Origin of the sequence: Streptomyces sp. NPDC093089, assembly GCF_044754405.1 — a bacterium.
GTDB lineage: Bacteria > Actinomycetota > Actinomycetes > Streptomycetales > Streptomycetaceae > Streptomyces.
The window spans coordinates 28,412-52,955 of the sequence record NZ_JBIVPA010000024.1; the positions used below are offsets into that span (position 1 = coordinate 28,412).

Below are 24,544 nucleotides of genomic sequence, written 5' to 3' on the forward strand. Positions count from 1 at the left end.
GGGTACAAGGGCCGCGCCAGGCGATTTCGGCAAGCCGGAACCAGAGCCCGGGAGACCCGGGAACTGGGGGGAACCGGCCGTCCGAGGCGCTGCGGTGAGCATCGGCTGCCTGGCGACGTCCACTACACAAGCAGGGCCGGCGGGGCCGGGGCAAGGGCCCCGAATACGAGGCAGGTTCGGACCCGGGCGGAACGTCCCGCCGGGCGGCTTGGCGGGTTTCCGCAGGTCATGGCCCAGTCCGGGGTGGTTTGGGAGGGTACCGCCGCTCTACTATTCCGACTCGTACGTGACGTAGGTCCTGTGGGGCGCCTCACCCGGAGCGGGCCCTTTCCGGGCCTCGAATGTGACCTGGGCCTCGAAGTTCGCCCGCCGCGTGGCCCGCCGGAGCGCCCGGAGCAGCGTGCCGCCGACGGTCAGCGTCAGGACGACGGTCAACGCGGCCCGGCCCAGGTCCCACCCGAGGGACGTGGCCAGGACGTACGCCAGGAACCGGACCAGGTTCTCGCCCAGCGGGGCGCCCGGCTGGAAGGACACCCCGGAACCCAGGCCCTGGAGCAGGACCCAGCCCTGCAGGTTCATGACCGTCCCGTACGCGAACGCCGCCACGAAGCCGTACGCCGACAGCATCAGCAGCTCGCCCCGGCCCCGCAGGCCCCGCGCGCCGGGGAGCAGACCCGCCCCCATCGTGAACCAGCCCATCGACAGCATCTGGAACGGCATCCACGGGCCCACCCCGCCCGTCAGCAGCGCGGACGCGAACATCGTCACCGAGCCGAGGACGAAACCGAACCCCGGCCCCAGGACCCGGCCGCTCAGCACCATCAGGAAGAACATCGGCTCCAGACCGGCCGTCCCCGCCCCCAGCGGGCGCAGCGCCGCCCCCACGGCGGCGAGCACCCCCAGCATCGCCACCGCCTTCGCGTCCATCCCGCAGTCCGCGATCGTCGCGACCACCACCGCGACCAGCAGCGGCAGCAGCGCGGCGAACAGCCACGGCGCGTCCCCGGCGTGCGACGTGACCGCCGAACCGGCGTCCGCGAACAGCGGCCAGCAGAACGCGATCACCCCGATCACGGAGACCAGGACGAGCGCGGTCACGGAACGCGGTCCGAGACGGACCGGGCGAGCGACCCCGGGCCGGGTGCGCGCGGCCCCGGCCCTCGTCCGCCCCGCGCTCACAGCGCTGCCTCCACCTGTTCGACCGTGAGCCAGCGCTGGGGCGCGAGGATCTTCGCGACCTGCGGCGAGAACGCCGGCGACGAGACGACGACCTCGGCCGTCGGGCCGTCCGCCACCACCTCGCCGTCCGCGATGATCACCACCCGGTGCGCCAGCTCCGCCGCCAGCTCCACGTCGTGCGTGGCCAGCACGATCGCGTGCCCGGCCGCCGCGAGCCCCCGCAGGTGCGCGACCAGCCGCGCCTTCGCCGCGTAGTCCAGGCCCCGCGTCGGCTCGTCGAGCAGGAGGAGCGGCGGGCGGCCGGTGAGCACCACGGCCAGCGCGAGCGCCAGGCGCTGTCCCTCGGACAGGTCCCGCGGGTGCGTGTCGGCCGTGACCCCCGGCAGCAGCTCCTCCACCAGCGCCCGGCAGGTGCCCGGCTCCGCGCCCGCGTCCTCGTCCGCCGCCGCGCACTCGGCCGAGACCGTGTCCGCGTACAGCAGGTCGCGCGGCTCCTGCGGGACTAGGCCCACCTGGCGGATCAGCTCGCGCGGGTCCGTGGTGTGCGGGGTGCGGCCCGCGATCCGGACGGTGCCGGCGGTCGGGGCGATCATGCCGACGAGGGCGGCGAGGAGGGTGGACTTGCCGGCGCCGTTGCGGCCCATGAGCGCGATGGTCTCGCCCGGGGCGACCTGGAGGTCGACGCGGCGGAGGGCCTCGACGCGGCCTCGGCGTACGCCGAGCGCGGTCGCGCTGACCAGGGGGGCGGGCTCGGCGGGGGTGGAGGCGGCCGGCCGGGTGCGGCGCCGTCGGAAGAGGGAGAGACCCGCACCCCGCCCCTTCCCGGGACCGGGGGCTCCGGTTCCGTCCCCGGACCCCCGCGCCTCGAACGCCGGCGGGGCCGCGTGCCGCGGCTCTGCGGGGACCCGCCCCTCCAGCAGCCGCTTCAGCTCGCCCGACCTCCGCCGCGCGTCGCGCACCGTGAGGGGCAGCGGGGACCATCCGGCCAGGCGGCCCAGGGCCACCACCGGCGGGTGGACGGGGGAGACGGCCATGATCTCGGCCGGGCGGCCCAGCGCGGCCTCGGGGAGGAGGAGGACCTGGTCGGCGTACTGGACGACGCGTTCGAGGCGGTGCTCCGCCAGGAGGACGGTCGTGCCCAGGTCGTGGACGAGGCGCTGGAGGACGGCGAGGACGTCCTCGGCGGCGGACGGGTCGAGGGCGGAGGTGGGTTCGTCGAGGACGAGGACCTTGGGGTGGGGCGTGAGGACGGAGCCGATGGCGACGCGCTGGCGCTGGCCGCCGGAGAGGGTGGCGAGGGGGCGGTCGCGGAGCTCGGAGAGGCCGAGGAGGTCCAGGGTCTCCTCGACGCGGCGGCGCATGACGGCAGGGGGGAGGCCGAGGGACTCCATGCCGTAGGCGAGCTCGTCCTCGACGGTGTCGGTGACGAAGTGTGCGGAGGGGTCCTGGCCGACGGTGCCGACGAGGTCGGCGAGCTCGCGGGGCGGGTGGGTGCGGGTGTCGCGGCCGTCGACGGTGACGCGGCCGGTGAGGGTGCCGCCGGTGAAGTGGGGGACGAGGCCGGAGACGGCGCCCAGGAGGGTGGACTTGCCCACGCCGGAGGGACCGACGAGGAGCACGAGTTCCCCTTCGGGGACGGTGAGGTCCACGTTCCGGAGGGTGGGCGCGGTGGCGTCCTCGTACGTCACCGAGACGTTGTCGAAGCGGATCACGTGCTCTCCTTGGGGACGGGCGCGACGAAGGCCGGGAGGAGGCCGAGGAGGATCGACGCGGCCGGCCGGAGCGGTAGCTCCGGCGCTACGAGGGGGACGACGCCGGGATGGAGCGCGTCGGGCGCGGCGGAGTTCGCCAGGATCACGAGGGCGGCGACGGCGATCCCGGAGCCGGCGACGAGCCAGGACCGGGCGCCCCAGTGGTCGGGCCGGTAGCGGGTGCGGAGGGTGCGGCGGCCGCCGAGGCGGAGGCCGGCCAGGGCGGCGAGGAGTCCGGCGCCGAGGAGCGGGAGCCCGTATCCGGCGCCTTCCGCGGCGAGGAGCCCGTACGAGCCGGCGCAGATGCCGAGCAGGCCGCCGAGGGTGAGGACGTTGGTGGTGCGGCGGACGGCGGCGGGGACGCGGGCCGTGCGGCCGTAGCCGCGCGCGTCCATGGAGGCGGCGACGGCGATCGACCGCTCCAGGGCGCCTTCGAGGACGGGCAGCCCGATCTGGAGGACGGCCCGCACGCCGCCGGTGGGGCGGCCGCGGAGGCGGCGGGCGGTCCGCAGCCGGACGACGTCGGCGACCATGTTCGGCGCGAAGGTCATCGCCACGACGACGGCGACCCCGGCCTCGTACAGCGCTCCCGGCAGCGACTTGAGCAGCCGGGCCGGGTTGGCCAGGGCGTTCGCGGCGCCCACGCAGATCAGCAGGGTCGCCAGCTTGGCGCCGTCGTACAGCGCGAACACCAGCTGCTCGGCCGTCACCCGGCCGCCGATCCGCACGCCCTGCGCCCAGTCGGGCAGCGGCACCTCGGGCAGGGTGAACAGGAGGTGCGTGCCCGGGACGGGGGAGCCGAGCAGCAGTGAGAAGACCACCCGCAGGGCGACGACGAACAGGCCGAGCTTCACGAACGCGCCGTACGAGCGGGCCCAGGGCGCGTCCGTGCGGCGGGCGGCGACGACGTATCCGGCGACCCCGACGAGCAGGCCGAGGACGAGCGGGTTGGTGGTGCGGGAGGCGGCCACGGCCAGCCCGAGCGCCCACAGCCACCAGGCCCCGGCGTGCACGGCGTTCGCCCGGCTCGCCTCGGGCGCGGCGAACGCGACCCGCGGGGCGAACCGGGACGTGAGGGCGGAGCGGCTACGGGCGGGGCTCATCCGCGGCGGCGGGCCTTCCAGATCGCGGCGCCGCCGAGGGCCAGGACGGCCGCGCCGCCGGCGAGCACGCCGAAGGACGGCCCGCCGCCCTGCGCGGGGGCCGCGGCGGAGGTGGGCGCGGCGGACCCCGTGGGTGCGGCGGATCCCGGGGCCTGCTCCGCGACCTGCTCGCCGCAGCCCCGCGCCGGATACCCGGCGATCCCGCAGAGCATGGCCGCGCTGTCGTACCGCAGCGGCTTCGCCACCGCGGCCAGCGCCTCGGCGCTCGTCGCGTCCTCGGGGACCTCCGCGCAGCCGACCTCGATCGGCTTCGCGGGGGCGGTCTCGCCGGGCGGGGCGTCCGCGGGGCCGCCGAAGTCGACGACGACCGCGATCCGCTTGCCGCCGTCCTTCTTCTCCACGCCTCCGCACACGCCCGCGAAGTCGGGCGCGGGGGACGGCCGGGAGGTGTCGCTCGTGCCCTGGCTGATCGCGAAGCGGAAGCCGATGGCGTCGCCGTCGGCGGGCCGCGCGGTCGCGGGACCCTGCGTGGCGTACGCCCAGGGCTTCCCGCCGGCGCTCTCCCAGTACGACCAGTAGCGGTATCCGGCGGCCTGCGCCGGGGCGGCCGCCACGGCGGTGAGGGTCAGCAGCGCCCCGGCCGCGGCGCCCGCGGCCCGGGCGCCCGTCCTGCCGGTCGCTCTCACTTCTTGCGGCCGCTCACGAGGAAGCCGATGCCGACGCCGACGACCATGCCGATGCCGATGATCCACCAGATGTCGAAGCCGGAGTCCTCGTCGTCGCTGGTCGAGGACGCGGAGGTGTCGGGGGTCTTGGGCGCGGGGCCGGTGGCGTTGAGCTGCTCGACCAGGTCCGCCGTGCCGAACTCGCGGGGGTCGGTGTCCGTGGCGCGGGCGGCCAGGATCAGCTGCGCGTAGGCGGCGGGGCCGCTCTGCTTCGCCCAGTCGGCGGAGTTCTTCTCCAGCCACTCCAGGGCGGGCTTCGCCTCCTTGGCGGCGCCGGCCGCGGCGAGGGCGACGACCGCGTCGGCGGTGTTGCCGACGTCCGGCTTCTCGGTGGTGTCGGTGGCGCCCGGCATTGGCGGGGTGGTGAGGTGGCCGGTCTTCGCGAGGGCCTTCGCCAGGTAGGAGGCGCCGTTGAGGGCGGCCCGCTCGGCGGTCGGCTTCGTCGGGTCGGTGCAGGCCGGCGGCTGCTCGGGGGAGGCCTTGGTGGCGACGATGCTCTTGCCGAGCCCGGCGAGGGTGGCGGCGGCCGTGGCGTCGGCGTTCGCGAGGAGCTTGCCCGCCTTGTCCGGCTGGTAGGCGAACGCGCCGGCGCCGTCCTTCTCGGAGCAGGGCAGCGCGAAGGAGAGGAGCGCGTCGTACGGGGTGCGGCCGTCGGCGGAGGCGTACGAGCCGGGCTTCACGCCGGTCGCGGCGAGCGCGCCGACGACGATCGAGGTGGAGTTGGCGTCGCTGGCGCCGCCGGTGCTGTAGCCCCAGCCGCCGTCCTTGTTCTGCACGGTCTTCAGCCAGGCGTTGCCGGCCTTGACGGCCCGGTCGACCTTCTCGGGGGCGGCGGCCTGGCGGCGGACGGCGCCGAGCGCCTGGACGGCGACGGCGGTGGCGTTGGTGTCCCGCATCGTCTTCGCGTCGCAGGGCACCGTCGCGTCCGCGCGGTACGCGGCGAACGAACCGTCCGCGCACTGCTGGCCGATCAGCCAGTCCACGGCCTGGTCGGCGGGCTGGTAGCCGGTGGCGCGCTGGGCGAGGAAGGCGAGCGACTGGCGCCAGACACCGTCGTACGTCGGGTCCGTCGTGCCGTACAGACCCGCGGGCAGCTTGCCCGCGGAGGGGGTCGGAGAGGGGGCGGCGGCGGCCGGGACGACTGCTGCGGTGCCGAGTGCGACTGCGGCGGCGGCGAGCGCGGCGGCGCCGCGGCGGACGGTGTTCATGGGGCCCTCTCCTGCGGCCGGGCACCGGCACGCCTCAGGGGCACCAGGCTCCGGCTCCGTGTTCCTCGACGGTGCCGGCGGTCACGTCCCGGGTGGCTTTCCCCTGTACGGGCATGATGACGACCCGCTCACTCTACCGGCCCGTACGGGGCCGGACCCGGGGGTGCGAGGCGCCTCACACCCCCGGTGAGCGGCTACACCGCGATGTACGTCACCGGGTCGGTGCCCGCCACGGCCTCCGCGCGGCCGAGCTTCACGAGACGGCGGACGTGCGCCTCGGCCTCGCTGACGGCGATGTTGCGGGAGCCGTAGGGGATCCGGTCCCAGGGGCGGTTCCACTCCATCCGCTCGGCGAGCTGCCAGGGGGTGAGCGGGGTGGCGAGGAGGCCGAGGAGGCCGGTGAGGCGTTCCTCGTGGTGGTCGAGGAGTTCGCGGACCCGGCCGGCGGCGTCGGCGAAGGCGTACTGGTGGGCGGGGAGGACCTCGGCGACGCCGAGGCGGCCGATGCGTTCGAGGGAGTCGAGGTAGTCGCCGAGGGGGTCGGTCTCCGTCGCGTCGTCGGGGTCCTCGTACAGGCCGATGTGGGGGGAGATGCCGGGCAGCAGGTGGTCGCCGGAGAAGAGCCGGCCGTGGCCGGGTAGCCCGGCGGGGTGCTCCTCCTCCAGGTGGAGGCAGACGTGGCCGGGGGTGTGGCCGGGCGTCCAGACGGCGCGCAGCCGCCGGCCGACCAGGTCGAGGAGCTCGCCGGGGACGATCTCGCGGTCGGGGAGGGCGGAGCGCAGGCCGGGCAGGGTCCGGGTCCGGCCGGAGGCGGAGGCGGCCCGCAGCGGGGCGAGGTGGTCCTCGGGGGCGCCGACGGCGGCGAGTTTGCGGGCGAGGTAGCCGAGCCAGGTGCCGGGTTCGGCCTCGCGGGTGCGGCGGACGACGGCCGTGTCGGCGGCGTGCATGGCGATCCAGGCCCCGGACTCCTCGCGGACCCGGCCGGAGAGGCCGTGGTGGTCGGGGTGGTGGTGGGTGATGACGACCCCGTGGACGTCCCGGACGGAGAGGCCGAGCGCGTCCAGCCCGCCGGTCAGCTCGGTCCAGGAGGCGGGGTCGTCCCAACCGGTGTCGACGAGGACCGGGCCGCGGTCGGTGTCGAGGACGTGGACGAGGGTGTGTCCCAGCGGATTGTCCGGGATGGGCACCCGCAGGGACCAGACGCCTCCGCCGTGCTCGGTCACCTGGGTCATGAGCGTCCTCGTCTCTGCGTACCGGTACGGCCATTGCCCACCATAACTAGAACTGGTATCAGTTCTGAAGCATCGTCAGAAACTCAGGGCAATTCCATCTCCTCGGGAGGCAGCGGTCATGACCGAGCTTGTGGAGCACGGAAGGCTGTTCATCGGCGGGGAGTTGACCGAACCGCTCGGAACCGGCGTGATCGAGGTGATATCGCCGCACACCGAGGAGGTCATCGGACGCGTCCCGCACGCCTCCGAGGCCGACGTCGACCGGGCCGTCGCCGCCGCCCGCCGGGCCTTCGACGAGGGGCCGTGGCCGCGGATGACGGTCGAGGAGCGGATCGCGGTCGTCACCCGCATCAAGGACGCGATCGCCGTCCGGTACGAGGAGATCGGCCGCGTCATCAGCGCGCAGAACGGCTCCCCGTACTCCTGGTCCGTCCTCGCCCAGGCGCTCGGCGCGATGATGGTCTGGGACGCGGCGATCACCGTCGCCCGGGACTTCCCGTACGAGGAGCGGCGCGGCGGCGTCCTCGGGCCGCTGCTCGTCCGGCGCGAACCGGTCGGCGTCGTCGCGGCCGTCATCCCTTGGAACGTGCCGCAGTTCACCGCCGCCGCCAAGCTGGGGCCCGCGCTGCTCGCCGGCTGCACGGTGGTCCTCAAGCCGTCGCCGGAGGCGCCCCTCGACTCGTACATCCTCGCCGAGATCGCCGCCGAGGCCGGGCTGCCCGAGGGCGTCCTCAGCATCCTGCCCGCCGACCGGGAGGTCGGCGAGTACCTCGTCGGCCACCCCGGCGTCGACAAGGTCTCCTTCACCGGCTCGGTCGCCGCGGGACGACGGGTCATGGAGGTCGCCTCGCGCAACCTCACCCGCGTCACCCTCGAACTCGGCGGGAAGTCGGCCGCCGTGATCCTGCCCGACGCGGACACCGCGACCGCCGTCGCCGGGATCGTCCCGGCCGCCTGGATGAACAACGGCCAGGCCTGCGTCGCCCAGACCCGCATCCTCGCCCCGCGCTCCCGGTACGAGGAGATCGCCGAGGCCCTCGCCGCCGCGGCCGGCGCGCTCGTCGTCGGCGACCCGCTCGACCCGGCCACCCAGGTCGGCCCGCTGGTCGCCCGGCGCCAGCAGCAGCGCTCCCTCGACTACATCGGCATCGGCCAGCAGGAGGGCGCCAAGGTCCTCGCGGGCGGCGGGCGGCCCGCCGGGCTCGAACGCGGCTGGTACGTCGAACCGACCCTCTTCGGCGACGTCGACAACTCCATGCGGATCGCCCGCGAGGAGATCTTCGGCCCGGTCATCTGCCTCCTGCCCTACGAGGACGAGGCCGACGCCCTCCGCATCGCCGACGACTCCGAGTTCGGGCTCAGCGGCAGCGTCTGGACCGGCGACGTGGAGCACGGCATCGACTTCGCCCGCCGGGTCCGCACCGGCACCTTCAACGTCAACACCTTCAGCCTCGACATGCTCGGCCCCTTCGGCGGCTACAAGAACTCCGGCCTCGGCCGCGAGTTCGGCCCCGAGGGCTTCGGCGAGTACCTGGAGCACAAGATGATCCACCTCCCCGCCGGGTACGGGGACGCGTGATGGGCGACCGCTGGCGCGTCGAGGTCGACCGCAGCGTCTGCATCGGCTCCGGCATGTGCGTCAACCACGCCCCGGACGGTTTCCGCCTCGACACCGCCCGCCAGTCCCATCCGGTGGAGCCCGAGGCGGACGCCGGCGAACGCGTCCTCGCGGCCGCCGAGGGCTGCCCGGTCGAAGCCATCCTGATCAGCCTCGCGGACGGCGGCGAACCGGTCTATCCCCCGGAGGAGTAGCCGCTCCGGCCCGTGGCACACTGCTCCCTCGATCACGGGGCGCCGGCCCCGTGACCTGGGAGGGGACGAGCTGTGTACGGGAAGAGGGGGGCCGCCGTCGCGGTCCTGGCCGTGGCCGTGGCCGTCGGCGTCACGGGGTGCGACGGGAGCGGGGCGGGGGCGGCGGGCCCGGCGTCCGTCGCGCCCCGGCCGGCGGGGACGGGCCCGCTGACCAAGGCCGTGGTGCAGGCGGACATCGACGGCTCGGTGGCGGACGCGGGCACCCCGCCAGCCGACCCGGACTGGGCCGGCATGCCGGCCCGCACGTCTGGCGAGAGCTGCATGGTCGCCTACAAGGGCTATGGCACGGACGGCACCCCTGTGGGCGTCCCCCAGTACGAGGCGCTGGTGCGCGAGTTGAAGGAGCGCGGCTGGGAGCAGTCCGGGCGGCGGGGGGAGCGCAGGGCCGAGGACGAGGCCCGGACGGTCATCGACATCCAGACGGTTCTCAAGCAGCGCGGCTGGCTCGTGACGACGGAGTACCGCGCCGGAACCGACCAGGGTGACGTCAAGGCGATGGCTTTCGACGTCGCCTGCGCGAAGAAGGCCGGCCTCGACGAGAACCCGATGGGCTGACCATGCGTACGAGACACATGACGACGGTCGCGGGTGTGGTGGCGGCGGTGCTGTTCGGCGCCGGGTGCGGCGCGGAGGGGACCGGGGCCGGGGGCTTCGGGCGCGAGGCGGCGCAGGAGGAGATCCGCGCGGCCGTGGCCGGGGCGGGGCTGCCGAAGTCCGAGCTGCCCGAGCCGGGCTCCGTGACGCCGACGGCCGCGCCGACCGCGGAGCGGGACCGGATCGTGCAGCGGGCCGCCGCCTGCACCGCCGCCTGGCAGTACGTCGGGCCCGTGGTCGAGGGGGCGCGGGGGAAGTACGACGCGACGGTCGCCGCCCTCGGCAAGGAGGGCTGGAAGGCCGGCAAGCCGTTCGAGGAGAAGCTCGACGACAAGGGAGGGACCTCGGTCGGCGTCACGCTCAAGAAGAGCGGCTGGACGCTGTTCGCCCGCCACCACGCGCCGACGACGATGGCGATGGACATGGTCTCCTTCCAGGCGACGGAGGACGCGTGCATGAGTCGGTTCAGCGAGCGGGAGATGGACCTCCTCTCCGGGGACGAAGGGGGCACCAAGGGCTGACGCGTGCCCGGTTCGTGACGAGCCTTCATTTCCACGTGCAAAACTGTGCCCTTGCCAACAGGGGCAACAGGCCTTCGTACGTGCGTATTCGGGAGTGCCGTGCGCAAGGCGATGGGGGTGCCCCCTGTTCGAGCGAAGTCGAGAACTCGGGGGAGGGTGGCCGCGGCCGCCGGTGCGGTGCTGCGGGTCGCGGGTTGCGGGAGCGGGGGTGGCTCGGACAGGGGCGGCTCGGTGTCCGGCGGTTCGTCCTCGGCCGGTTCGTCCGCGACGGGCGGCTCGGGCGGTTCGGACGGTGCGAAGCTGGACGGGGCCGCTGTCGCCAAGGAGCTGACGGACGCGGCGACGGGGGCCGGCTTCACGCAGGACGCCTCGGGCGAGCAGATCCCGGCCGAGGTCAAGAACTGCATGGTCAGCTGGACGGCCGACGCCGCGAAGGCGGCGGACCCGGCGAAGTCCTGCACGGACACCGTCGCGACCCTGGCCAAGGGCGGCTGGAGCGAGGAGCGGAGCTCCGGCGCGGGTGGCTCGGTCGTCAAGTCGCTGAAGAAGAGCAGCCGGCAGCTCCAGGCCGGCAACCACTCGGCGGGCCCGCTGAAGCTCGTGATGTTCGTGGCCGTCGACGGCAGCCCGGAGTGCGCCGCGGTCCTCGCCGCGCACAACGCCAAGCCCCAGGGCTGAGCCGGCGCCGCCCGCACCTCCGGCGGTCCGGCCGCCGGGGGCGCGGGCGGCACCCGTCAGGACGTCCCCGGCTCCGGGGCCGTGAGGTCGATCAGCCGGCAGACCGTCTCGATGTCGATCTTCACCTGTGCGATCGACGCGCGCCCGGACAGCCAGGTGATCAGTGCCGAGTGCCAGGTGTGCTCGATCACCCTGACCGCGGAGAGCTGCGCCGGAGTGGGGTGGTCGGCACCCATCGCGTCCAGGATGATCGCGGTCGTCAGCCGCGAGACCGTGTCGACCTCGGGGCTCACGCTGCGGTCGGCGAAGGTCAGCGCCCGGACCATCGCGTCGGCCAGCTGCGGCTCCCGCTGGAGCGCGCGGAACGCCCGCATCAGGGTCTCCGCGACCCGCTCGGCCGGGGCGGCGCCGGCGGGCGGCCGCTTCCGCAGGGTCGTGTGCATGTGCTGGAGCTGGTCCTGCATGGTCGCGACCAGCAGGTGGATCTTGGAGGGGAAGTAGCGGTACAGCGTCCCCAGGGCCACCCCGGCGGCCTCGGCGACCTCCCGCATCTGCACGGCGTCGAAGCCGCCCCGCGCCGCGAGCTGGGCGCTGGCGTTCAGGATGCGGCGGCGCCGCGCCTCCTGGCGCTCCGTGAGGGGCGGCGACGCGGGTCTGTGGTCCGCTCTGTTCTCTGCGGTCATGAGGTCCCGTTCCGTGCGGTGGGGAGCGACGGTAGCGGTGCCGCCGCCGTGGCGCGAATCACCTGTTCCGGATCTCCCGACGGAGCTACCTGCCGGTAGATTCTGTCCTCCCCGGAGGATCAAGAGGACCGGTGGGCTGCCGGGCGAGAAGATCCCGAACGATCAAGTCTGTAACTTGTTCTAGATTAGCGCGAGCGGTTACGCTCCGGCGAAACGCACGCTCGAAGGGGGTCGCGCATGACCGCTGAGGCCATAGAGGCAGGCCCCCGACAGGGCGTCACCGCGGCCGGTGACGGACCGTTGCGGATCGCTCTCCTCACGTACAAGGGGAACCCGTTCTGCGGCGGGCAGGGCGTCTACGTCCGGCACCTGTCCCGCGAGCTCGCCCGTCTCGGGCACTCCGTCGAGGTCATCGGCTCCCAGCCGTACCCCACCCTCGACGAGGGCGTGCCGCTCACCGAGATAGCGAGCCTCGACCTCTACCGCTCGCCGGACCCCTTCCGGACGCCGAAGCGCGAGGAGTACCGGGACTGGATCGACGGCCTCGAGGTCGCCACCATGTGGACCGGCGGCTTCCCCGAGCCCCTCACCTTCTCCCTGCGCGCCCGGCGCATGCTCGCCGCCCGGCGCGGCGACTTCGACGTCGTCCACGACAACCAGACCCTCGGATACGGGCTCCTCGGCGGCGCCCGCGCCCTCGGCGCACCGCTCGTCGCCACGATCCACCACCCCATCACCGTCGACCGGCAGCTCGAACTCGACGCCGCCGCCGACTGGAAGCGCCGCGCCTCCGTCCGCCGCTGGTACGCCTTCACCCGCATGCAGAAGCGCGTCGCCCGCCGCATGGAGTCCGTCCTCACCGTCTCCGGCACCTCCCGGCAGGAGATCGTCGAGCACCTCGGCGTCCGCGAGGACCGCATCCGGGTCGTCCACATCGGCGCCGACACGACCCTCTGGTCCCCGGACCCGTCCGTCGCCGAGGTCCCCGGCCGGATCGTCACCACCTCCAGCGCCGACGTCCCCCTCAAGGGCCTCGTCCACCTCGTCGAGGCGCTCGCCAAGCTCCGCACCGAGAACCCCGACGCCCACCTCGTCGTCGTCGGCAAGCGCGCCGAGCAGGGCCCCGTCGCCGCGGCCATCGAGCGGTACGGGCTCGAAGGCGCCGTCGAGTTCGTCAAGGGCATCAGCGACGCCGAACTCGTCGACCTGGTGCGCTCGGCGCAGGTGTCCTGCGTGCCCTCGCTGTACGAGGGGTTCTCGCTCCCGGCGGCGGAGGCCATGGCCACCGGGACCGCGCTCGTCGCCACCACGGGCGGCGCGATCCCCGAGGTCGCCGGACCCGACGGCGAGACCTGCCTGGCGGTGCCGCCGGGCGACGCGGGCGCGCTGGCCGCCGCGCTCGGGCGGGTGCTGGGCGACCCCGAGCTGCGCGCCCGGCTCGGCGCGGCGGGACGGGCACGGGTGCTCGCGAGGTTCACCTGGGCGCGCGCGGCGCAGGGCACGGCCGAGCTGTACCGGGAGGCCGTCGCCCGCCAGGGCGCGGGAGCCCGCCGGTGACGGCGCGCCGCCACCGGGCGCGGTCCGGCGGGTGGGTGGTGCCCACCCGTTCCGCCCCGGCGGAACGCTTGCCCACAACCTTCGTCAACCCCGAAAGCAGGATCCCGTGCTGACCGTCGACTTCACCCGCTTCCCGCTCGCCCCCGGCGATCGTGTGCTCGACCTGGGCTGCGGTGCGGGCCGGCACGCCTTCGAGTGCTACCGGCGCGGCGCGCAGGTCGTGGCCCTCGACCAGAACGGCGAGGAGATCCGCGAGGTCGCCAAGTGGTTCGCGGCGATGAAGGAGGCCGGGGAGGCCCCCGCCGGGGCGACCGCCACGGCCATGGAGGGCGACGCGCTCAACCTGCCGTTCCCCGACGAGTCCTTCGACGTCGTGATCATCTCCGAGGTCATGGAGCACATCCCGGACGACAAGGGCGTGCTCGCGGAGATGGTCCGCGTCCTCAAGCCGGGCGGCCGGATCGCGATCACCGTCCCGCGCTACGGCCCGGAGAAGGTCTGCTGGGCGCTCTCGGACGCGTACCACGAGGTCGAGGGCGGCCACATCCGCATCTACAAGGCGGACGAACTCCTCGGCAAGATCCGCCAGGCCGGGCTCCGGCCGTACGGCACCCACCACGCGCACGCCCTGCACTCGCCGTACTGGTGGCTGAAGTGCGCCTTCGGCGTCGACAACGACAAGGCGCTGCCGGTCCGCGCGTACCACAAGCTGCTGGTCTGGGACATCATGAAGAAGCCCGCCCTGACCCGGGTCGCCGAGCAGCTGCTCAACCCGGTCGTCGGCAAGAGCTTCGTGGCCTACGCGACCAAGCCGCACCTCCCGAAGGTCGACGCCAAGTGACGAGCCCCGAGCGGATCGCGGAGCACCTGGTCCTGACCGGCGTGCTCACCGCCGAGCAGGCCGCCGAGACCGTCGCCGGGATACTCGCCGGGCAGCGCGAGGACGGCGCCATCCCGTGGTTCCGCGGCCACCACCTCGACCCGTGGGACCACACCGAGGCCGCCATGGCCCTGGACGCGGCCGGCGAGCACGCCGCCGCCGCCCGCGCCTACGAGTGGCTCGCCCGGCACCAGAACGGCGACGGCTCCTGGTACGCGGCCTACCAGGACGGGGAGGCGGACCGGGTCACCGACCGCAGCCGGGAGTCCAACTTCGTCGCGTACATAGCCGTCGGCGTCTGGCACCACTACCTGTCCACCGGCGACGACGCCTTCCTCGACCGGATGTGGCCCGTCGTCTACGCGGCCGTCGAGTTCGTCCTCGGGCTCCAGCAGCCCGGCGGCCAGATCGGCTGGAAGCGCGAGCCCGACGGCACCGCGGTGAACGACGCGCTGCTCACCGGCAGCTCGTCGATCCACCAGGCACTCCGCTGCGCCCTCGCCATCGCCGAGGTCCGCGAGGAGGCGCAGCCCGACTGGGAGCTGGCGGCGGGGGCGCTCGGCCACGCGATCCGCCGGCACCCCGAACGCTTCCTGGACAAGTCGCGCTACTCGATGGACTGGTACTACCCGGTCCTCGGCGGCGCGGTCACCGGGCCCGAGGCGCAGGCCCGCATCGACGCCGACTGGGACACGTTCGTCGTGCCCGGCCTCGGCGTGCGGTGCGTCGTGCCGAACCCGTGGGTCACGGGCGGCGAGTCCTGCGAGCTCGCCCTCACGCTCTGGGCGATGGGGGAGTCCGACCGGGCCCTCGCGGTCCTCCAGGACATCCGGCACCTGCGGGCCGAGAACGGCATGTACTGGACGGGGTACGTCTTCGAGGGCGACGAGGAGGCCGACAAGGCCGTCTGGCCCGAGGAGCAGACCACCTGGACCGCCGGCTCCCTGCTGCTCGCGGTCGCCGCCCTCGGCGGCGAGGAGGCCACGGTCGCGGTCTTCGGCGGCGAACGCCTTCCCGCGGGCCTCGAACCGGACTGCTGCGCCTGACGGCACCTCTCGGGTCCGGGACCGCCCTGGTCCGGGACCGCCCTGGTCCCGAACCGCCCTGGTCCGGAACCGCCCCGGTCCGGCCCCGTTCGGAGCCACCCGGGTGGCGGCCCGGCGGGGCCGGGGCGAGGCTGGCGCCACAGTCCCCAGGGAGGTCCGCCGTGCCCGTCGTGCCCAGAACCGTCTCGCGTGGCGTCGTGGCGCTGCTGCTGTCCTGCACCCTGCTCCTGACGACCGCCGCGTGCGGCGGGGACGACGAGGCCCGGAGCGCGGGCGCCGCCGTGACCCCGACGAGCACGAGCACCTTCGAGCAGCAGAAGCTGGCGAAGACCCGGTTCGTGGCCAACGCGGGTCTGGCGGCGGGCGCCGCGTACCAGTGGATCGTGAAGCCGTACCGCGCGGGCAAGTTCGCCAAGGGCGCCGACGGCCGGACGGTCGCGCTGGTGAAGGCGGGCCTCGCGGGCGCGTTCACGTACAACCGGCTCAAGGCGGCGGTGAACAACGCGAAGGGCGACCCGCTGCTCTCGAAGGCGGTCGCGCCGCTCTCGGCCGGCATCGAGTCGCTGAAGGACCTCGGGACCAAGCTCCGCAAGGGCGAGGCGGGCGCCGCGGACGTCGGCGCCTTCGAGAACGTCATCAACAGCGTCAAGGACGCGGGCGAGGGCGCCGGCGCCACGGTCGTCGACAAGGTCCCGAGCGCGGCACAGCTCGGGGGCGGTGGCTGACGCCCGGAGCCGGGATCGGGATGGGGATCGGGATCGGGGTTGACCTCAACCCAGGTTGAGGAGCGAGTGTCGTGTCATCGAACCGAACGGCGAGACGAGGAGCTTGGCGATGACACGACCCACGATTCTGGTGACCGGCGCGACCGGAAAGGTCGGCGGCGCGGTGGTGGCCCGGCTGCACGCGGCGGGCGTGCCCGTCCGGGCGCTGGTACGGGGTGAGGCCGCCCTCCCGGAGGGCGTGGAGGCGGTACGCGGCGACCTCGCCGACCCCGCGTCGCTGGCCACGGCCCTGGACGGCGTCGACGCGGTCTTCCTCGTGTGGCCGTTCCTCGGCGCCGAGGGTGCGGCGGACGTGATCGACGCGATCGGGAAGCAGGCCCGCCGGGTGGTGTACCTGTCGTCCGCCGGGGTCGGCGACGTGAGCGAGGGGGACGCGCCCGGCGAGGCGATCACCCTGTTCCACACGGAGCTGGAGCGGCTGGTCGAGGCCTCGGGCCTGGAGTGGACGGCGCTGCGGCCCACCGGCTTCGCGAGCAACACGCTGGGCTGGGCGGACGAACTCCGCGCCACGGGCGTGGTACGGGCTCCGCTGGCGCGGCTGGCCCGCCCCTTGATCCACGAGGCGGACATCGCCGCGGTCGCCGTGGAGGCGCTGACCACCGACGCCCTGCTCGGCGCCCGCCCGCTGCTCACCGGACCCGCACGGGTCACCCAGGAACGGCAGGTGGAGCTCATCGGCGAGGCGACCGGCCGGCCGGCGCGGTTCGAGGAGATCGGCCTCGCCGAGGCCGTCGAGGGGATGAAGGCGGCGGGCTACCCGGCGGAGCTGGTGGACGCGATCCTGCCGGCGCAGGCGAGGATGCTGGACGACCCCGAGCCGGTCAACGACGAGGTGGAACGCCTCACGGGCACCCCGGCCCGCTCCTTCCGGGAGTGGGCGGCGGACCACGCCGCGGACTTCCGCTGAGGCGGGACTTTCCGGACAGGGCCTAGGCGTTGAGCTCCGCCATCAGGCGGAGCGTGGCGGGGTCCGGGGCCGTGACGAGGAGGTCCGTCACCGGGCCCCGCCGCCACGCGTCGAGGCGGGCGGCGATCCGGTCGCGGGGGCCGACGAGCGAGATCTCGTCCGCGAAGGCGTCCGGGACGGCGAGGACCGCCTCCTCGCGGCGCCCCGCCGCGAACAGCTCCTGGATGCGGGCGGCCTCCTTCCCGTACCCCATCCGCCCCATCAGGTCGGCGTGGAAGTTCCGGGCCGCGTGACCCATGCCGCCGATGTAGAAGCCGAGCATCGCCTTCACCGGCAGCAGCCCGGCCGCCACGTCCTCGCAGAGCTGCGCGCGGACCATGGGGGCGACGGTGAAGCCCTCGGGGAGCCGCTCGGGCAGGGCGTAGACCTCGGCCCAGCGGTCCGGCGACCAGTACAGGGGCAGCCAGCCGTCGGCGATGGCGAGGGTCTGCGCGATGTTCTTCGGCCCCTCGGCGCCGAGCAGGACCGGGAGGTCGGCGCGGAGGGGGTGGGTGATCGGCTTGAGAGCCTTGCCGAGGCCGGTGCCGTCCTCACCGGCGTACGGGTGGGAGTGGAAGCGCCCGTCGAGTGTGACCGGGCCCTCGCGGCGGAGCACCTGGCGGATCACCTCCACGTACTCGCGGGTGGCGGTCAGCGGCGAGCGGGGGAACGGGCGGCCGTACCAGCCCTCGACGACCTGCGGCCCCGAGAGGCCGAGGCCGAGCGTCATCCGCCCGCCGGAGAGGTGGTCGAGGGTGAGCGCGTGCATGGCGGTCGCGGTCGGGGTGCGGGCGGCCATCTGCGCGACGGCGGTCCCGAGCCTGATCCGCGAGGTGTGCGCGGCGATCCAGGTCAGCGCGGTGAACGCGTCGGAGCCCCAGGCCTCCGCCGTCCACACGGAGTCGTAGCCGAGCCGCTCGGCCTCGCGGGCGAGGTCGAGGTGGGCGGGGGAGGGGCCGCGGCCCCAGTAGCCGAGGGCGAGTCCGAGTCGCATGCCCCGCAACCTTTCTGACGGTCTATCAGATAGTGCGGGCACTGTACGGCAACGGCCCCCCGCCCGGAAGTGATTCCGGACGGGGGGCCGTTGCCCACGCGATGCGTGCGGGTCCTAGCCGCGCTGGATGCCCGTGGTGTCCTGGAGGACACCACGACGGCCGTCCTGCGTCTGGGCGACCAGGGCCGGACCGCGCTGCTCGACCGCCAGGTACCAGGTGCCGGGAGCCAGTTCGGCGATCGGCGCCTGCGAGCCGTCCTCCGCGTACAGCGGGCGGGCGACCGGGACCGCGAACCAGAACGGCGCGAAGTCCGCGGCGGGCGCCGCCGGCTGCGGGGCCTGGGCCTGCGGCTCCGGCTGCCGCGGGGCGTGCGGCTGCGGGGCGCCGGCCTGCGCGCCGAACGGCTGGCCCGCACCCTGCGACGGGTCCTGCGGTCCGCCGTACTGCGGGTGCTGCGCGCCCGGGTAGCCGTAGCCGCCGGGAACGCCCGGCTGACCCTGCTGGCCCGGCTGCATGCCGTACGGCTGCGGGGCCTGCGGGCTCGGTGCACCGACCAGCGGCGCCTTCAGCGCCGGCACCAGTGGGCCGGCCACCGCGGCACCGGCCGCGACCAGGGAGGCGATCAGACCGAGGATCAGGCCCGCACCGGCGTTCGTCGCCTCGAAGACCCACATCAGCAGGGTCCACGCGGAGGCGACGGTGAACGCGGCACCCACCTGGTTCAGCTCCAGGCCGACGACCTTGCGCTGCTGCGGCAGGCCGTGGGAGACGACCACGAGGGCGACGCCGGCGATGCCGAGGAGGAAGGAGCCCCAGCCGAGCGGCGACACCTCCCACGAGTTCGGGGTGTCGATCTGGTCGCAGATGGACGCCGGGCCGTCGCAGCTGGCGTAGCCGAGGAACGAGGCGATGAACAGCACCACCGCTGCACCGATCAGCACGCCATCGCCTCGGGTGAGGGAGCGGATATTCACGTAAGAGTCCTTCGTCGTTCGTCGGTCGTCGCGTCGGGGGGTGGCACTCGGGGCCTCGCGGCACGGGGGCGGCCCCATCGTACGGAGCGAATCTATCGCTCGCCGGTTCTACCCCCCGAGGTAGGTCGCGATGCCGTCCGCGATGCCCTGTGCCGCCTTCTGCCGCCACGTCGACGACGTGAGCAGCTGCGCGTCCTTCGGATCACGCATATTGCCGCATTCGACGAAGACCTTGGGCACGGTTGACAGATTGAGGCCGCCGAGGTCGTCGCGCACGTCCAACCCCGTACCGTCGCCGAGGTAGTTGGCGGGGGACGTTCCGGTCGCGCGCTCGAACCCGTCGGCGATCCGCTCGCCCAGCGCGCGCGACGGCCCCACGATCGGCGCGGTGTCCGCCGCGCCGCCGCGCACCCGTGCGGGAAGGATCACATGGAAGCCGCGGTGGCCGACCGCCGAACCGTCCGCGTGGACGGAGACCACGGCGTCGGCGCGGGCGGCGTTGCCGATGCGGGCCCGCTCGTCGATGCACGGACCCCACGGGCGGTCGGCGTCGTGGGTGAGCACCACCTTCGCGCCGCGCGCCGTGAGCAGGTCCCGCAGCCGGTGCGAGACGTCGAGCGTGAACGACGCCTCCGTGTACCCCGCGTCGGTGGAGGTCCCCGTGGTGTCGCACTCCTTCTGGTTCGTCCCGATGTTCACCTTCTGGTTGATTTCCTTGGAATGGCGGAAATTGCCGGAGTTGTGGCCGGGGTCGATGACAACGGTCCGGCCGGCCAGGGACCCGCCGCCCTCGGACGCCGGCGCGGACGCGGACGAACGGGTCGGCGTCGGGGCGGACGCCAGCGGGGGACGGGACTGGGCGCCCTGGGCCTCCTGGGTCTCCTGGGCTTCCCGGGTCTCCTGGGCCTTTCCGGAGGGCGGGGCGGCCTGCGAGGCCGCGCATCCGGCGAGTACGGCGCAGCAGCCCGTGGCGGCGAGGACGAGGGCGAGGGCACGGCGGGCGGTGTTCCGGTGGTCGTACGGCACCCAGCGACTCTAGGCCCTGGGCGGCGCGAATTCCCGCAGGGCGAAGGTCGCAGCTTTGTCACCGCTTCCCGGAACCGCGGACGCGTGTGCGGAGACGGTGAAGGGTAGGTGAGAAGAGCGACGGTGGGGTGCCACCGCGCATGGACCACGAGGGGGAACCGTGGTGGGGGAAGAGCCGAACGACGCACGTCCCGAACCGTCCGACCGCATCCCGGACGACAGATCCTTAACCCCGGCAGAACCGGCAGCCTCGGCAGCGCCGGTGACCCCGGAAGACCCGTCAGGGCCGGCAGCCCGCGTGGCCCCGGTGGACCCGCGGACTCCGGCACCGGCCGCGCCGCCCGCGCCCGTGGGCCCTCCGCGGGCCGCCGAGCCGCCGTGGACCGCTCCGCACCTGACGAAGCCCACGACCCCGGCGCCGACCCAGGCGCCGACCCCGGTCCCGACCCCGGCCGCTCCCGCGACCCAGGCCCCGGCCGCTCAGGCTCCCGCGGCCACGGCTCCGGCTCCGGCCGCTCCCGGGACGCCCACGCTCGCGTTCGGTGCGCCGTCCGGTGCGGCGCCCGGCGGTGGGGGAGAGGTCCCGCCCGGCCACGGCGAGGGGGCCGGGCCCGCGCCCGGCTGGGCGGGCGGTGGGGTCGCGGCGCCGCCGCCCGGGGCGCCGCCCGGCTACGGGCCACCGCCGGGGTACGGGCCGCCCGGGTACGGTCCGCCGCCCGGGTACGGGCCGCAGCCGCCCGCGCAGCCGCGCGGGGAGGCGAACCGGGCGCAGGCCGCGCTGATCGGGCTGCTGAACCTGTCCTGCCTCGGCCTCGGGTACGTGCTGCTGCGCAACTGGGCGGGGGCGGCGCTGTGCTGGCTCGCCACGGCCGCGCTGCTGGTGTTCGCGCTCCCCGCGGACGTCGACGGCGTGCCCGGCGGGCTCCTCGTCGGCTACGGCGTCCTCCTGCTGGCCGCGGCCGCCGACGGGGCCCGGCGCGGACTGCGCGCCACGCTGCGGATCGGCGCGTCGCTCCGGCGCCTCGCGCTGCCGCTCGCCGTCGTGCTCCTGGCCGTGCCCGCGGGCGGTTCGCTCGCGTACGGGGCGGCGCGGGACGAGGCGAAGGAGCAGGCGCTGCTCGAACTGCTCGCGGCGGCGGACGCCCTCGTGAAGTCCGCCGACGGGCTCCCCTTCGACAAGGCCGAGCCGACCTTCCGCACGGCGCTCTCCGCGTACGAGGACCTCGGCACGCGGCACGCGGGGTCGCGGGCCGGGAAGCTGGTCCCCGAGCGCCTCGACGCGTACTACGCGACCGTCTCCGCCCCGTACGGGAAGAAGCGGTACTGCGAGGCCGTCCCGCCGCTGAAGCACCTGCGGGGTCTGGCCGGCACGGTCGACAAGGACCTCCTCGGCTCCCGGCCCGCCAAGACGGACGATCCGCTCGCCGAGTCCCTCTACGAGTGCGGGACCGCCGCGCTCGGCGTGCAGACGGCCGACCCGACCGCCAGCGAGAGCCTCAACGAACTCCTGAAGACCTTCCCGAAGTCGAGCCACGCCACCCGCGTCGAGCCGGCCGTCCGCGCGGCGGTCAAGACCCGGAAGACCGCCCTCACCGGCGGCTCCGCGCCCTGCGACACCACCGTCGAGCTGCGCGCGCTCCGGTCCTCCCTCGACAACATGTCGGACCCGTCGCTCCAGGGCGCCGCGAAGGAGGCCGCCGACGCGGTGCGGACGGGCGAATTCGCCTGCGGCACCTTCCAGTTCAAGAACAAGGACTTCACCGCCGCGATCACGACCATGACGGACTACGCCAAGGCGTACCCGAGCAGCCCGCAGGCGGCGCACGCCCGCTCGATCGCCATCGCGGCCGAGATCGCCGACGAGGAACCGGCGGCCGGCAGGAACCTGCCCCCGGCGGACGTCCCCGGCGGCGGCAGGATGGTCATGGTGGTGAGCAACGACGGCCCCGGCGAGGTCGAGCTCCTCTACACCGGCCCGATGACCGGCAAGGTCACCCTCAAGGCGTGCGGGACCTGCACCAAGTACCCCGGTCCGGTCTTCTCGAACGGCGAGAAGGTCAAGGCCTGCACCGGGCCGTCCTCGAAGTACCCGAAGGCGACCCTGCTGCTGCCCGCCGGCGACTACCACTTCCTCCAGAAGCGGACGTCCACCGGCACCGCGAGCGCGGGCGACACCAAGTCCAGCAAGGCGAAGATCGAGCCCGGCTACAGCTACACCAACTGCCTCTACGTGACGTCCGGGTACTGACCCGGAGCGCCCGGACGGGCGCGGGCGGCGGCACGGCGGCGACCGGCCTCAGCCCACGCGGCGGAGCACCCGCAGCGAGTCGGTGGCCGAGGCCTCCTCGAAGTCGCCCGACTCCAGGGCGCGGAGGTAGATCCGGTACGGGGCCTGGCCGCCGTCCTCCGGGTTCGGGAAGACGTCGTGGATGACGAGCAGGCCCCCGGGGGCGACCTTGGGGGCCCAGCCCTCGTAGTCGTTCGTGGCGTGCTCGTCGGTGTGCCCGCCGTCGACGAACACCAGGCCGAGCTGCCCGCCCCAGGCCTTCGCGACCAGCGGCGAACGGCCGACGACCGCCACCACGTGCTCTTCGAGGCCCGCCTTGTGGAGCGTCCGGCGGAAGGTCGGCAGCGTGTCCATGAGGCCCACCTCCGGGTCCACCACCGTCGGGTCGTGGTACTCCCACCCCGGCTGCTGCTCCTCGCTGCCCCGGTGGTGGTCCACGGTCACCGCGACCGTCCCCGCCTGCCGTGCCGCGTCGGCCAGCAGGATCGTCGACCGCCCGCAGTACGTCCCGACCTCCAGCAGCGGCAGCCCGAGCTTCGCGGCCTCGGTGGCCGCCCCGTACAGCGCGAGGCCCTCCCCGACGGGCATGAAGCCCTTCGCGGCCTCGAAGGCGGCAAGGATCTCGGGAGTGGGCACGGACATGATGGGCTCCTACTGGCGAGTACGCGGTTACGGGCGCCTATCGTGCCCTACGCCTGCCCCCGCGCGCCCTCCGCGTCGCACTCGAACCACACCGTCTTCCCGCCGGCCGTCCCCTGTGACCCCGAGTTCGGTCTACCTCCCCAGGCAGCACCCGAAGCGATCGCCGGATGGAACGACCTGGCGGATCCGCCTCCCGGCGGGCGCCACCACCGGAACGTCCGCGCGTTCATGCCCCTGAGAGGACCGCGCGCAGCTTCCGTATGCCCGCCTTCCACTCCTCGCCGTTCGACTCCTCCCACAGCTCCAGGAGCTCCGACTCGGGGCCGAGTACGCGGTCGAGGGCTGCCACGGCCAGGGGGCGGAGGTCCGTCGGGAGCTCGGGCAGGGGCTCCTTCGGGGCGTACGAGGTGGTGACCGGATCACCGCCGGGGCACTGTGCGGAGAGCAGGGCGGCCGAGGCGACGGCCTTCTCCGCGAAGCAGGAGTCCAGGAAGTCGTCGTCGCCCGTCGCGATCACCTCCTCGAAGGCCGCGCGCAGCACCTCCGCGCGCTTCTCCGCCGGGGCCTCGTCCACGCGGTACGAGAAGTCGGCGGCGGTGTCGTTGTCGAACGGACCGATGTCCCAGGTGCCCATGGCGTGTTCATTCCCTCTGCTCGTGATCGTTCGCGATCTGTGGGCATCGTGACAGGCCTCACTGACAACACCCCGGGCCGCGGGCGCGCGTGCGAGGATGCGCCGTCTGTTACCGATCATGAAAGGACGTGCCCGTGCGTGTGTCGTTCAGAGCGCTCCTCGCCGCGCTCTTCTCCGCACTCCTCCTGCTCGCCGCCGGGACCGGGACCGCCCGTGCCGACGAGGTCACGCCGGAGACCGCGAAGCCGCTGCGCTTCATCTCGTACAACGTGTGCGGGGCGAAGTGCCCCCTCTACCCGGAGACCGCCACGGAGGCCGAGAAGGGCGCGGCCAGGGCCGCGTGGGTGTCCGGGCTCGTCGCGGAGGTCGACAGCTGGGACTCCGACCTGGTCATGCTCCAGGAGCTCTGCTACGGGCAGTGGAAGCTGATACGTGACGCCCTGGCCCCGGCGCAGCGCGCCGGAAAGGCCTCCTACGACACGGTGTGGGGTGCGGCGCTGCCCGTCGCCTCCAAGTGTGACCAGTGGGGCGATACCGACCGCCGCTTCGGGCTCGCGATCTTCTCGAAGGGACAGGGCTCGGTCGTCCCCGGCACCCGGACCGTGACGTTCCTGCCCGAGGTGGCCGACGTCCCGACGGAGGACCGCATCCTCCTGTGCGCCCAGACGGCCCTGGACGGCCGGACGGTGCGTGCCTGCAACACCCACATCGACCCCCATGACGCCACCACGTCCCTCCAGGTGACGGCGGTGGCCGGGCTCGTCGAGGCGGACCGGCAGGACGGCGGGCCGGTCGTCCTCGGTGGTGACTTCAACCAGCTGCCCGAGCACGCGGACATGGACGCTCTCTACAACCACGGGACGGATGCGACCGGCCGGTTCCAGGAGGTCGACGAGAACGACCAGGCGGAGTTCACGGAGGGCGTCGACTGCCCCGCGACGGCGGTCCGCTGCCGCAGCGGCGAGAACACGGTCTGCACGGCGGTACCGACCGAGATCGCCAAGATCGACTACGTCTTCCTGAGCTACGAGTGGTTCAAGACCGTGCAGGGGGACGCCCTGCCCTGCACGGCCGGGCTGTCCGACCACAACCTCCTGCGCGGCGCCGCGGCCTGGGAGAAGTAGCCGAGCGGCCTCCCGGGACCGGGGTGAGCCGTTCGTCAGCCGGATCGGCGTCGGCCGGCTCACCCGAGTTCGTCGCGGCGCACGCCCTCCCGCATTCCGATC

The 24,544-nt window shown here is 74.2% G+C and carries 24 protein-coding genes; 12 read left to right on the plus strand and 12 right to left on the minus strand.

Features of this window, described 5'->3' with window-relative positions; genetic code table 11:
* Positions 1-270 precede the first annotated feature (270 nt).
* The 6 genes from ACIQFX_RS37580 to ACIQFX_RS37605 form a co-directional block, all read right to left on the minus strand.
* On the minus strand, positions 271-1,179 hold the full coding sequence (locus ACIQFX_RS37580; protein ID WP_402472721.1) for an ECF transporter S component: 909 nt from the start codon (positions 1,177-1,179) through the stop codon (positions 271-273).
* Positions 1,176-2,891: an ABC transporter ATP-binding protein gene (locus ACIQFX_RS37585; RefSeq protein WP_402472724.1), complete on the minus strand. Its 1,716-nt coding sequence runs from the start codon at positions 2,889-2,891 to the stop codon at positions 1,176-1,178. Before ACIQFX_RS37585 ends, ACIQFX_RS37580 begins: the two co-directional genes overlap by 4 nt.
* Entirely contained in the window at positions 2,888-4,033 is a 1,146-nt protein-coding gene (locus ACIQFX_RS37590) for an energy-coupling factor transporter transmembrane component T (protein WP_402472727.1), read from the minus strand. The genes ACIQFX_RS37585 and ACIQFX_RS37590 overlap by 4 nt, the downstream gene beginning before the upstream one ends.
* Positions 4,030-4,719 carry an SCO2322 family protein gene (locus ACIQFX_RS37595; protein ID WP_402472728.1) on the minus strand — a complete coding sequence of 230 codons (690 nt, stop codon included), beginning with the start codon at positions 4,717-4,719 and terminating at the stop codon, positions 4,030-4,032. The genes ACIQFX_RS37590 and ACIQFX_RS37595 overlap by 4 nt, the downstream gene beginning before the upstream one ends.
* Complete coding sequence (locus ACIQFX_RS37600) at positions 4,716-5,966, minus strand: prenyltransferase/squalene oxidase repeat-containing protein (RefSeq protein ID WP_402472730.1); 1,251 nt, start codon at positions 5,964-5,966, stop codon at positions 4,716-4,718. Before ACIQFX_RS37600 ends, ACIQFX_RS37595 begins: the two co-directional genes overlap by 4 nt.
* Positions 5,967-6,160: 194 nt before the next feature.
* Positions 6,161-7,198 carry an MBL fold metallo-hydrolase gene (locus ACIQFX_RS37605; protein ID WP_402472733.1) on the minus strand — a complete coding sequence of 346 codons (1,038 nt, stop codon included), beginning with the start codon at positions 7,196-7,198 and terminating at the stop codon, positions 6,161-6,163.
* Between the two features lie 118 nt (positions 7,199-7,316).
* On the opposite strand from ACIQFX_RS37605, the gene ACIQFX_RS37610 reads away from it, so the two are divergent.
* From ACIQFX_RS37610 to ACIQFX_RS37630, 5 genes are all read left to right on the plus strand, one after another.
* The gene (locus tag ACIQFX_RS37610) at positions 7,317-8,777 is read left to right on the plus strand and encodes an aldehyde dehydrogenase (RefSeq protein WP_402472735.1); all 1,461 of its coding nucleotides are present in this window, start codon (positions 7,317-7,319) and stop codon (positions 8,775-8,777) included.
* Positions 8,777-9,010, plus strand: a complete 234-nt coding sequence (locus tag ACIQFX_RS37615) for a ferredoxin (protein WP_402472737.1) — start codon at positions 8,777-8,779, stop codon at positions 9,008-9,010. Before ACIQFX_RS37610 ends, ACIQFX_RS37615 begins: the two co-directional genes overlap by 1 nt.
* A 72-nt stretch (positions 9,011-9,082) precedes the next feature.
* The gene (locus tag ACIQFX_RS37620) at positions 9,083-9,625 is read left to right on the plus strand and encodes a hypothetical protein (RefSeq protein WP_402472740.1); all 543 of its coding nucleotides are present in this window, start codon (positions 9,083-9,085) and stop codon (positions 9,623-9,625) included.
* Between the two features lie 2 nt (positions 9,626-9,627).
* Complete coding sequence (locus ACIQFX_RS37625; protein ID WP_402472742.1) at positions 9,628-10,185, plus strand: hypothetical protein; 558 nt, start codon at positions 9,628-9,630, stop codon at positions 10,183-10,185.
* Positions 10,186-10,416: 231 nt separating this feature from the next.
* Complete coding sequence (locus ACIQFX_RS37630) at positions 10,417-10,863, plus strand: hypothetical protein (RefSeq protein WP_402472744.1); 447 nt, start codon at positions 10,417-10,419, stop codon at positions 10,861-10,863.
* Positions 10,864-10,919: 56 nt separating this feature from the next.
* Here ACIQFX_RS37630 and ACIQFX_RS37635 read toward each other — a convergent pair whose 3' ends face one another.
* Entirely contained in the window at positions 10,920-11,546 is a 627-nt protein-coding gene (locus tag ACIQFX_RS37635) for a TetR family transcriptional regulator (RefSeq protein ID WP_402472746.1), read from the minus strand.
* Between the two features lie 237 nt (positions 11,547-11,783).
* On the opposite strand from ACIQFX_RS37635, the gene ACIQFX_RS37640 reads away from it, so the two are divergent.
* The 5 genes from ACIQFX_RS37640 (at position 11,784) to ACIQFX_RS37660 (ending at position 16,721) form a co-directional block, all read left to right on the plus strand.
* On the plus strand, positions 11,784-13,103 hold the full coding sequence (locus tag ACIQFX_RS37640) for a glycosyltransferase family 4 protein (RefSeq protein WP_402472748.1): 1,320 nt from the start codon (positions 11,784-11,786) through the stop codon (positions 13,101-13,103).
* Between the two features lie 106 nt (positions 13,104-13,209).
* Complete coding sequence (locus ACIQFX_RS37645; protein ID WP_402472750.1) at positions 13,210-13,944, plus strand: class I SAM-dependent methyltransferase; 735 nt, start codon at positions 13,210-13,212, stop codon at positions 13,942-13,944.
* Positions 13,941-15,029 (plus strand): prenyltransferase, encoded by a 1,089-nt coding sequence (locus ACIQFX_RS37650; RefSeq protein WP_402472752.1) that lies wholly within the window; start codon positions 13,941-13,943, stop codon positions 15,027-15,029. Before ACIQFX_RS37645 ends, ACIQFX_RS37650 begins: the two co-directional genes overlap by 4 nt.
* Before the next feature lie 170 nt (positions 15,030-15,199).
* Positions 15,200-15,754, plus strand: a complete 555-nt coding sequence (locus ACIQFX_RS37655) for a hypothetical protein (RefSeq protein WP_402472855.1) — start codon at positions 15,200-15,202, stop codon at positions 15,752-15,754.
* A 109-nt stretch (positions 15,755-15,863) separates the two neighbouring features.
* On the plus strand, positions 15,864-16,721 hold the full coding sequence (locus ACIQFX_RS37660; protein ID WP_402472753.1) for an SDR family oxidoreductase: 858 nt from the start codon (positions 15,864-15,866) through the stop codon (positions 16,719-16,721).
* A gap of 22 nt (positions 16,722-16,743) precedes the next feature.
* Here ACIQFX_RS37660 and ACIQFX_RS37665 read toward each other — a convergent pair whose 3' ends face one another.
* The 3 genes from ACIQFX_RS37665 to ACIQFX_RS37675 all read right to left on the minus strand — a co-directional run bounded on the left by ACIQFX_RS37665 (position 16,744) and on the right by ACIQFX_RS37675 (position 19,755).
* Positions 16,744-17,754, minus strand: a complete 1,011-nt coding sequence (locus tag ACIQFX_RS37665) for an LLM class F420-dependent oxidoreductase (protein WP_402472756.1) — start codon at positions 17,752-17,754, stop codon at positions 16,744-16,746.
* A gap of 114 nt (positions 17,755-17,868) precedes the next feature.
* Complete coding sequence (locus ACIQFX_RS37670) at positions 17,869-18,729, minus strand: DUF5336 domain-containing protein (RefSeq protein WP_402472758.1); 861 nt, start codon at positions 18,727-18,729, stop codon at positions 17,869-17,871.
* A gap of 108 nt (positions 18,730-18,837) precedes the next feature.
* The gene (locus tag ACIQFX_RS37675) at positions 18,838-19,755 is read right to left on the minus strand and encodes an N-acetylmuramoyl-L-alanine amidase (RefSeq protein WP_402472761.1); all 918 of its coding nucleotides are present in this window, start codon (positions 19,753-19,755) and stop codon (positions 18,838-18,840) included.
* A gap of 349 nt (positions 19,756-20,104) precedes the next feature.
* Between ACIQFX_RS37675 and ACIQFX_RS37680 the strand changes: the two genes are divergently transcribed.
* A complete protein-coding gene (locus ACIQFX_RS37680) occupies positions 20,105-22,003 on the plus strand; it encodes a hypothetical protein (protein WP_402472763.1) in 1,899 nt (632 codons plus the stop codon).
* A 48-nt stretch (positions 22,004-22,051) separates the two neighbouring features.
* Here the strand turns inward: ACIQFX_RS37680 and ACIQFX_RS37685 are convergent, their stop codons facing one another.
* Positions 22,052-22,684, minus strand: a complete 633-nt coding sequence (locus ACIQFX_RS37685) for a class I SAM-dependent methyltransferase (RefSeq protein ID WP_402472766.1) — start codon at positions 22,682-22,684, stop codon at positions 22,052-22,054.
* Between the two features lie 226 nt (positions 22,685-22,910).
* The gene (locus tag ACIQFX_RS37690; protein ID WP_402472768.1) at positions 22,911-23,318 is read right to left on the minus strand and encodes a DUF4259 domain-containing protein; all 408 of its coding nucleotides are present in this window, start codon (positions 23,316-23,318) and stop codon (positions 22,911-22,913) included.
* Positions 23,319-23,452: 134 nt separating this feature from the next.
* Between ACIQFX_RS37690 and ACIQFX_RS37695 the strand changes: the two genes are divergently transcribed.
* Entirely contained in the window at positions 23,453-24,442 is a 990-nt protein-coding gene (locus tag ACIQFX_RS37695) for an endonuclease/exonuclease/phosphatase family protein (RefSeq protein ID WP_402472770.1), read from the plus strand.
* Positions 24,443-24,544: the final 102 nt, after the last annotated feature.

Coding starts and splice junctions, on each gene's coding strand:
- ACIQFX_RS37625 (WP_402472742.1), top strand. CDS start 9,628: ATGCGTACGAGACACATGACGACGGTCGCGGGTGTGGTGGCGGCGGTG.
- ACIQFX_RS37665 (WP_402472756.1), bottom strand. CDS start 17,754: ATGCGACTCGGACTCGCCCTCGGCTACTGGGGCCGCGGCCCCTCCCCC.
- ACIQFX_RS37685 (WP_402472766.1), bottom strand. CDS start 22,684: ATGTCCGTGCCCACTCCCGAGATCCTTGCCGCCTTCGAGGCCGCGAAG.
- ACIQFX_RS37640 (WP_402472748.1), top strand. CDS start 11,784: ATGACCGCTGAGGCCATAGAGGCAGGCCCCCGACAGGGCGTCACCGCG.
- ACIQFX_RS37605 (WP_402472733.1), bottom strand. CDS start 7,198: ATGACCCAGGTGACCGAGCACGGCGGAGGCGTCTGGTCCCTGCGGGTG.
- ACIQFX_RS37610 (WP_402472735.1), top strand. CDS start 7,317: ATGACCGAGCTTGTGGAGCACGGAAGGCTGTTCATCGGCGGGGAGTTG.
- ACIQFX_RS37600 (WP_402472730.1), bottom strand. CDS start 5,966: ATGAACACCGTCCGCCGCGGCGCCGCCGCGCTCGCCGCCGCCGCAGTC.
- ACIQFX_RS37690 (WP_402472768.1), bottom strand. CDS start 23,318: ATGGGCACCTGGGACATCGGTCCGTTCGACAACGACACCGCCGCCGAC.
- ACIQFX_RS37590 (WP_402472727.1), bottom strand. CDS start 4,033: ATGAGCCCCGCCCGTAGCCGCTCCGCCCTCACGTCCCGGTTCGCCCCG.
- ACIQFX_RS37660 (WP_402472753.1), top strand. CDS start 15,864: ATGACACGACCCACGATTCTGGTGACCGGCGCGACCGGAAAGGTCGGC.
- ACIQFX_RS37635 (WP_402472746.1), bottom strand. CDS start 11,546: ATGACCGCAGAGAACAGAGCGGACCACAGACCCGCGTCGCCGCCCCTC.
- ACIQFX_RS37615 (WP_402472737.1), top strand. CDS start 8,777: ATGGGCGACCGCTGGCGCGTCGAGGTCGACCGCAGCGTCTGCATCGGC.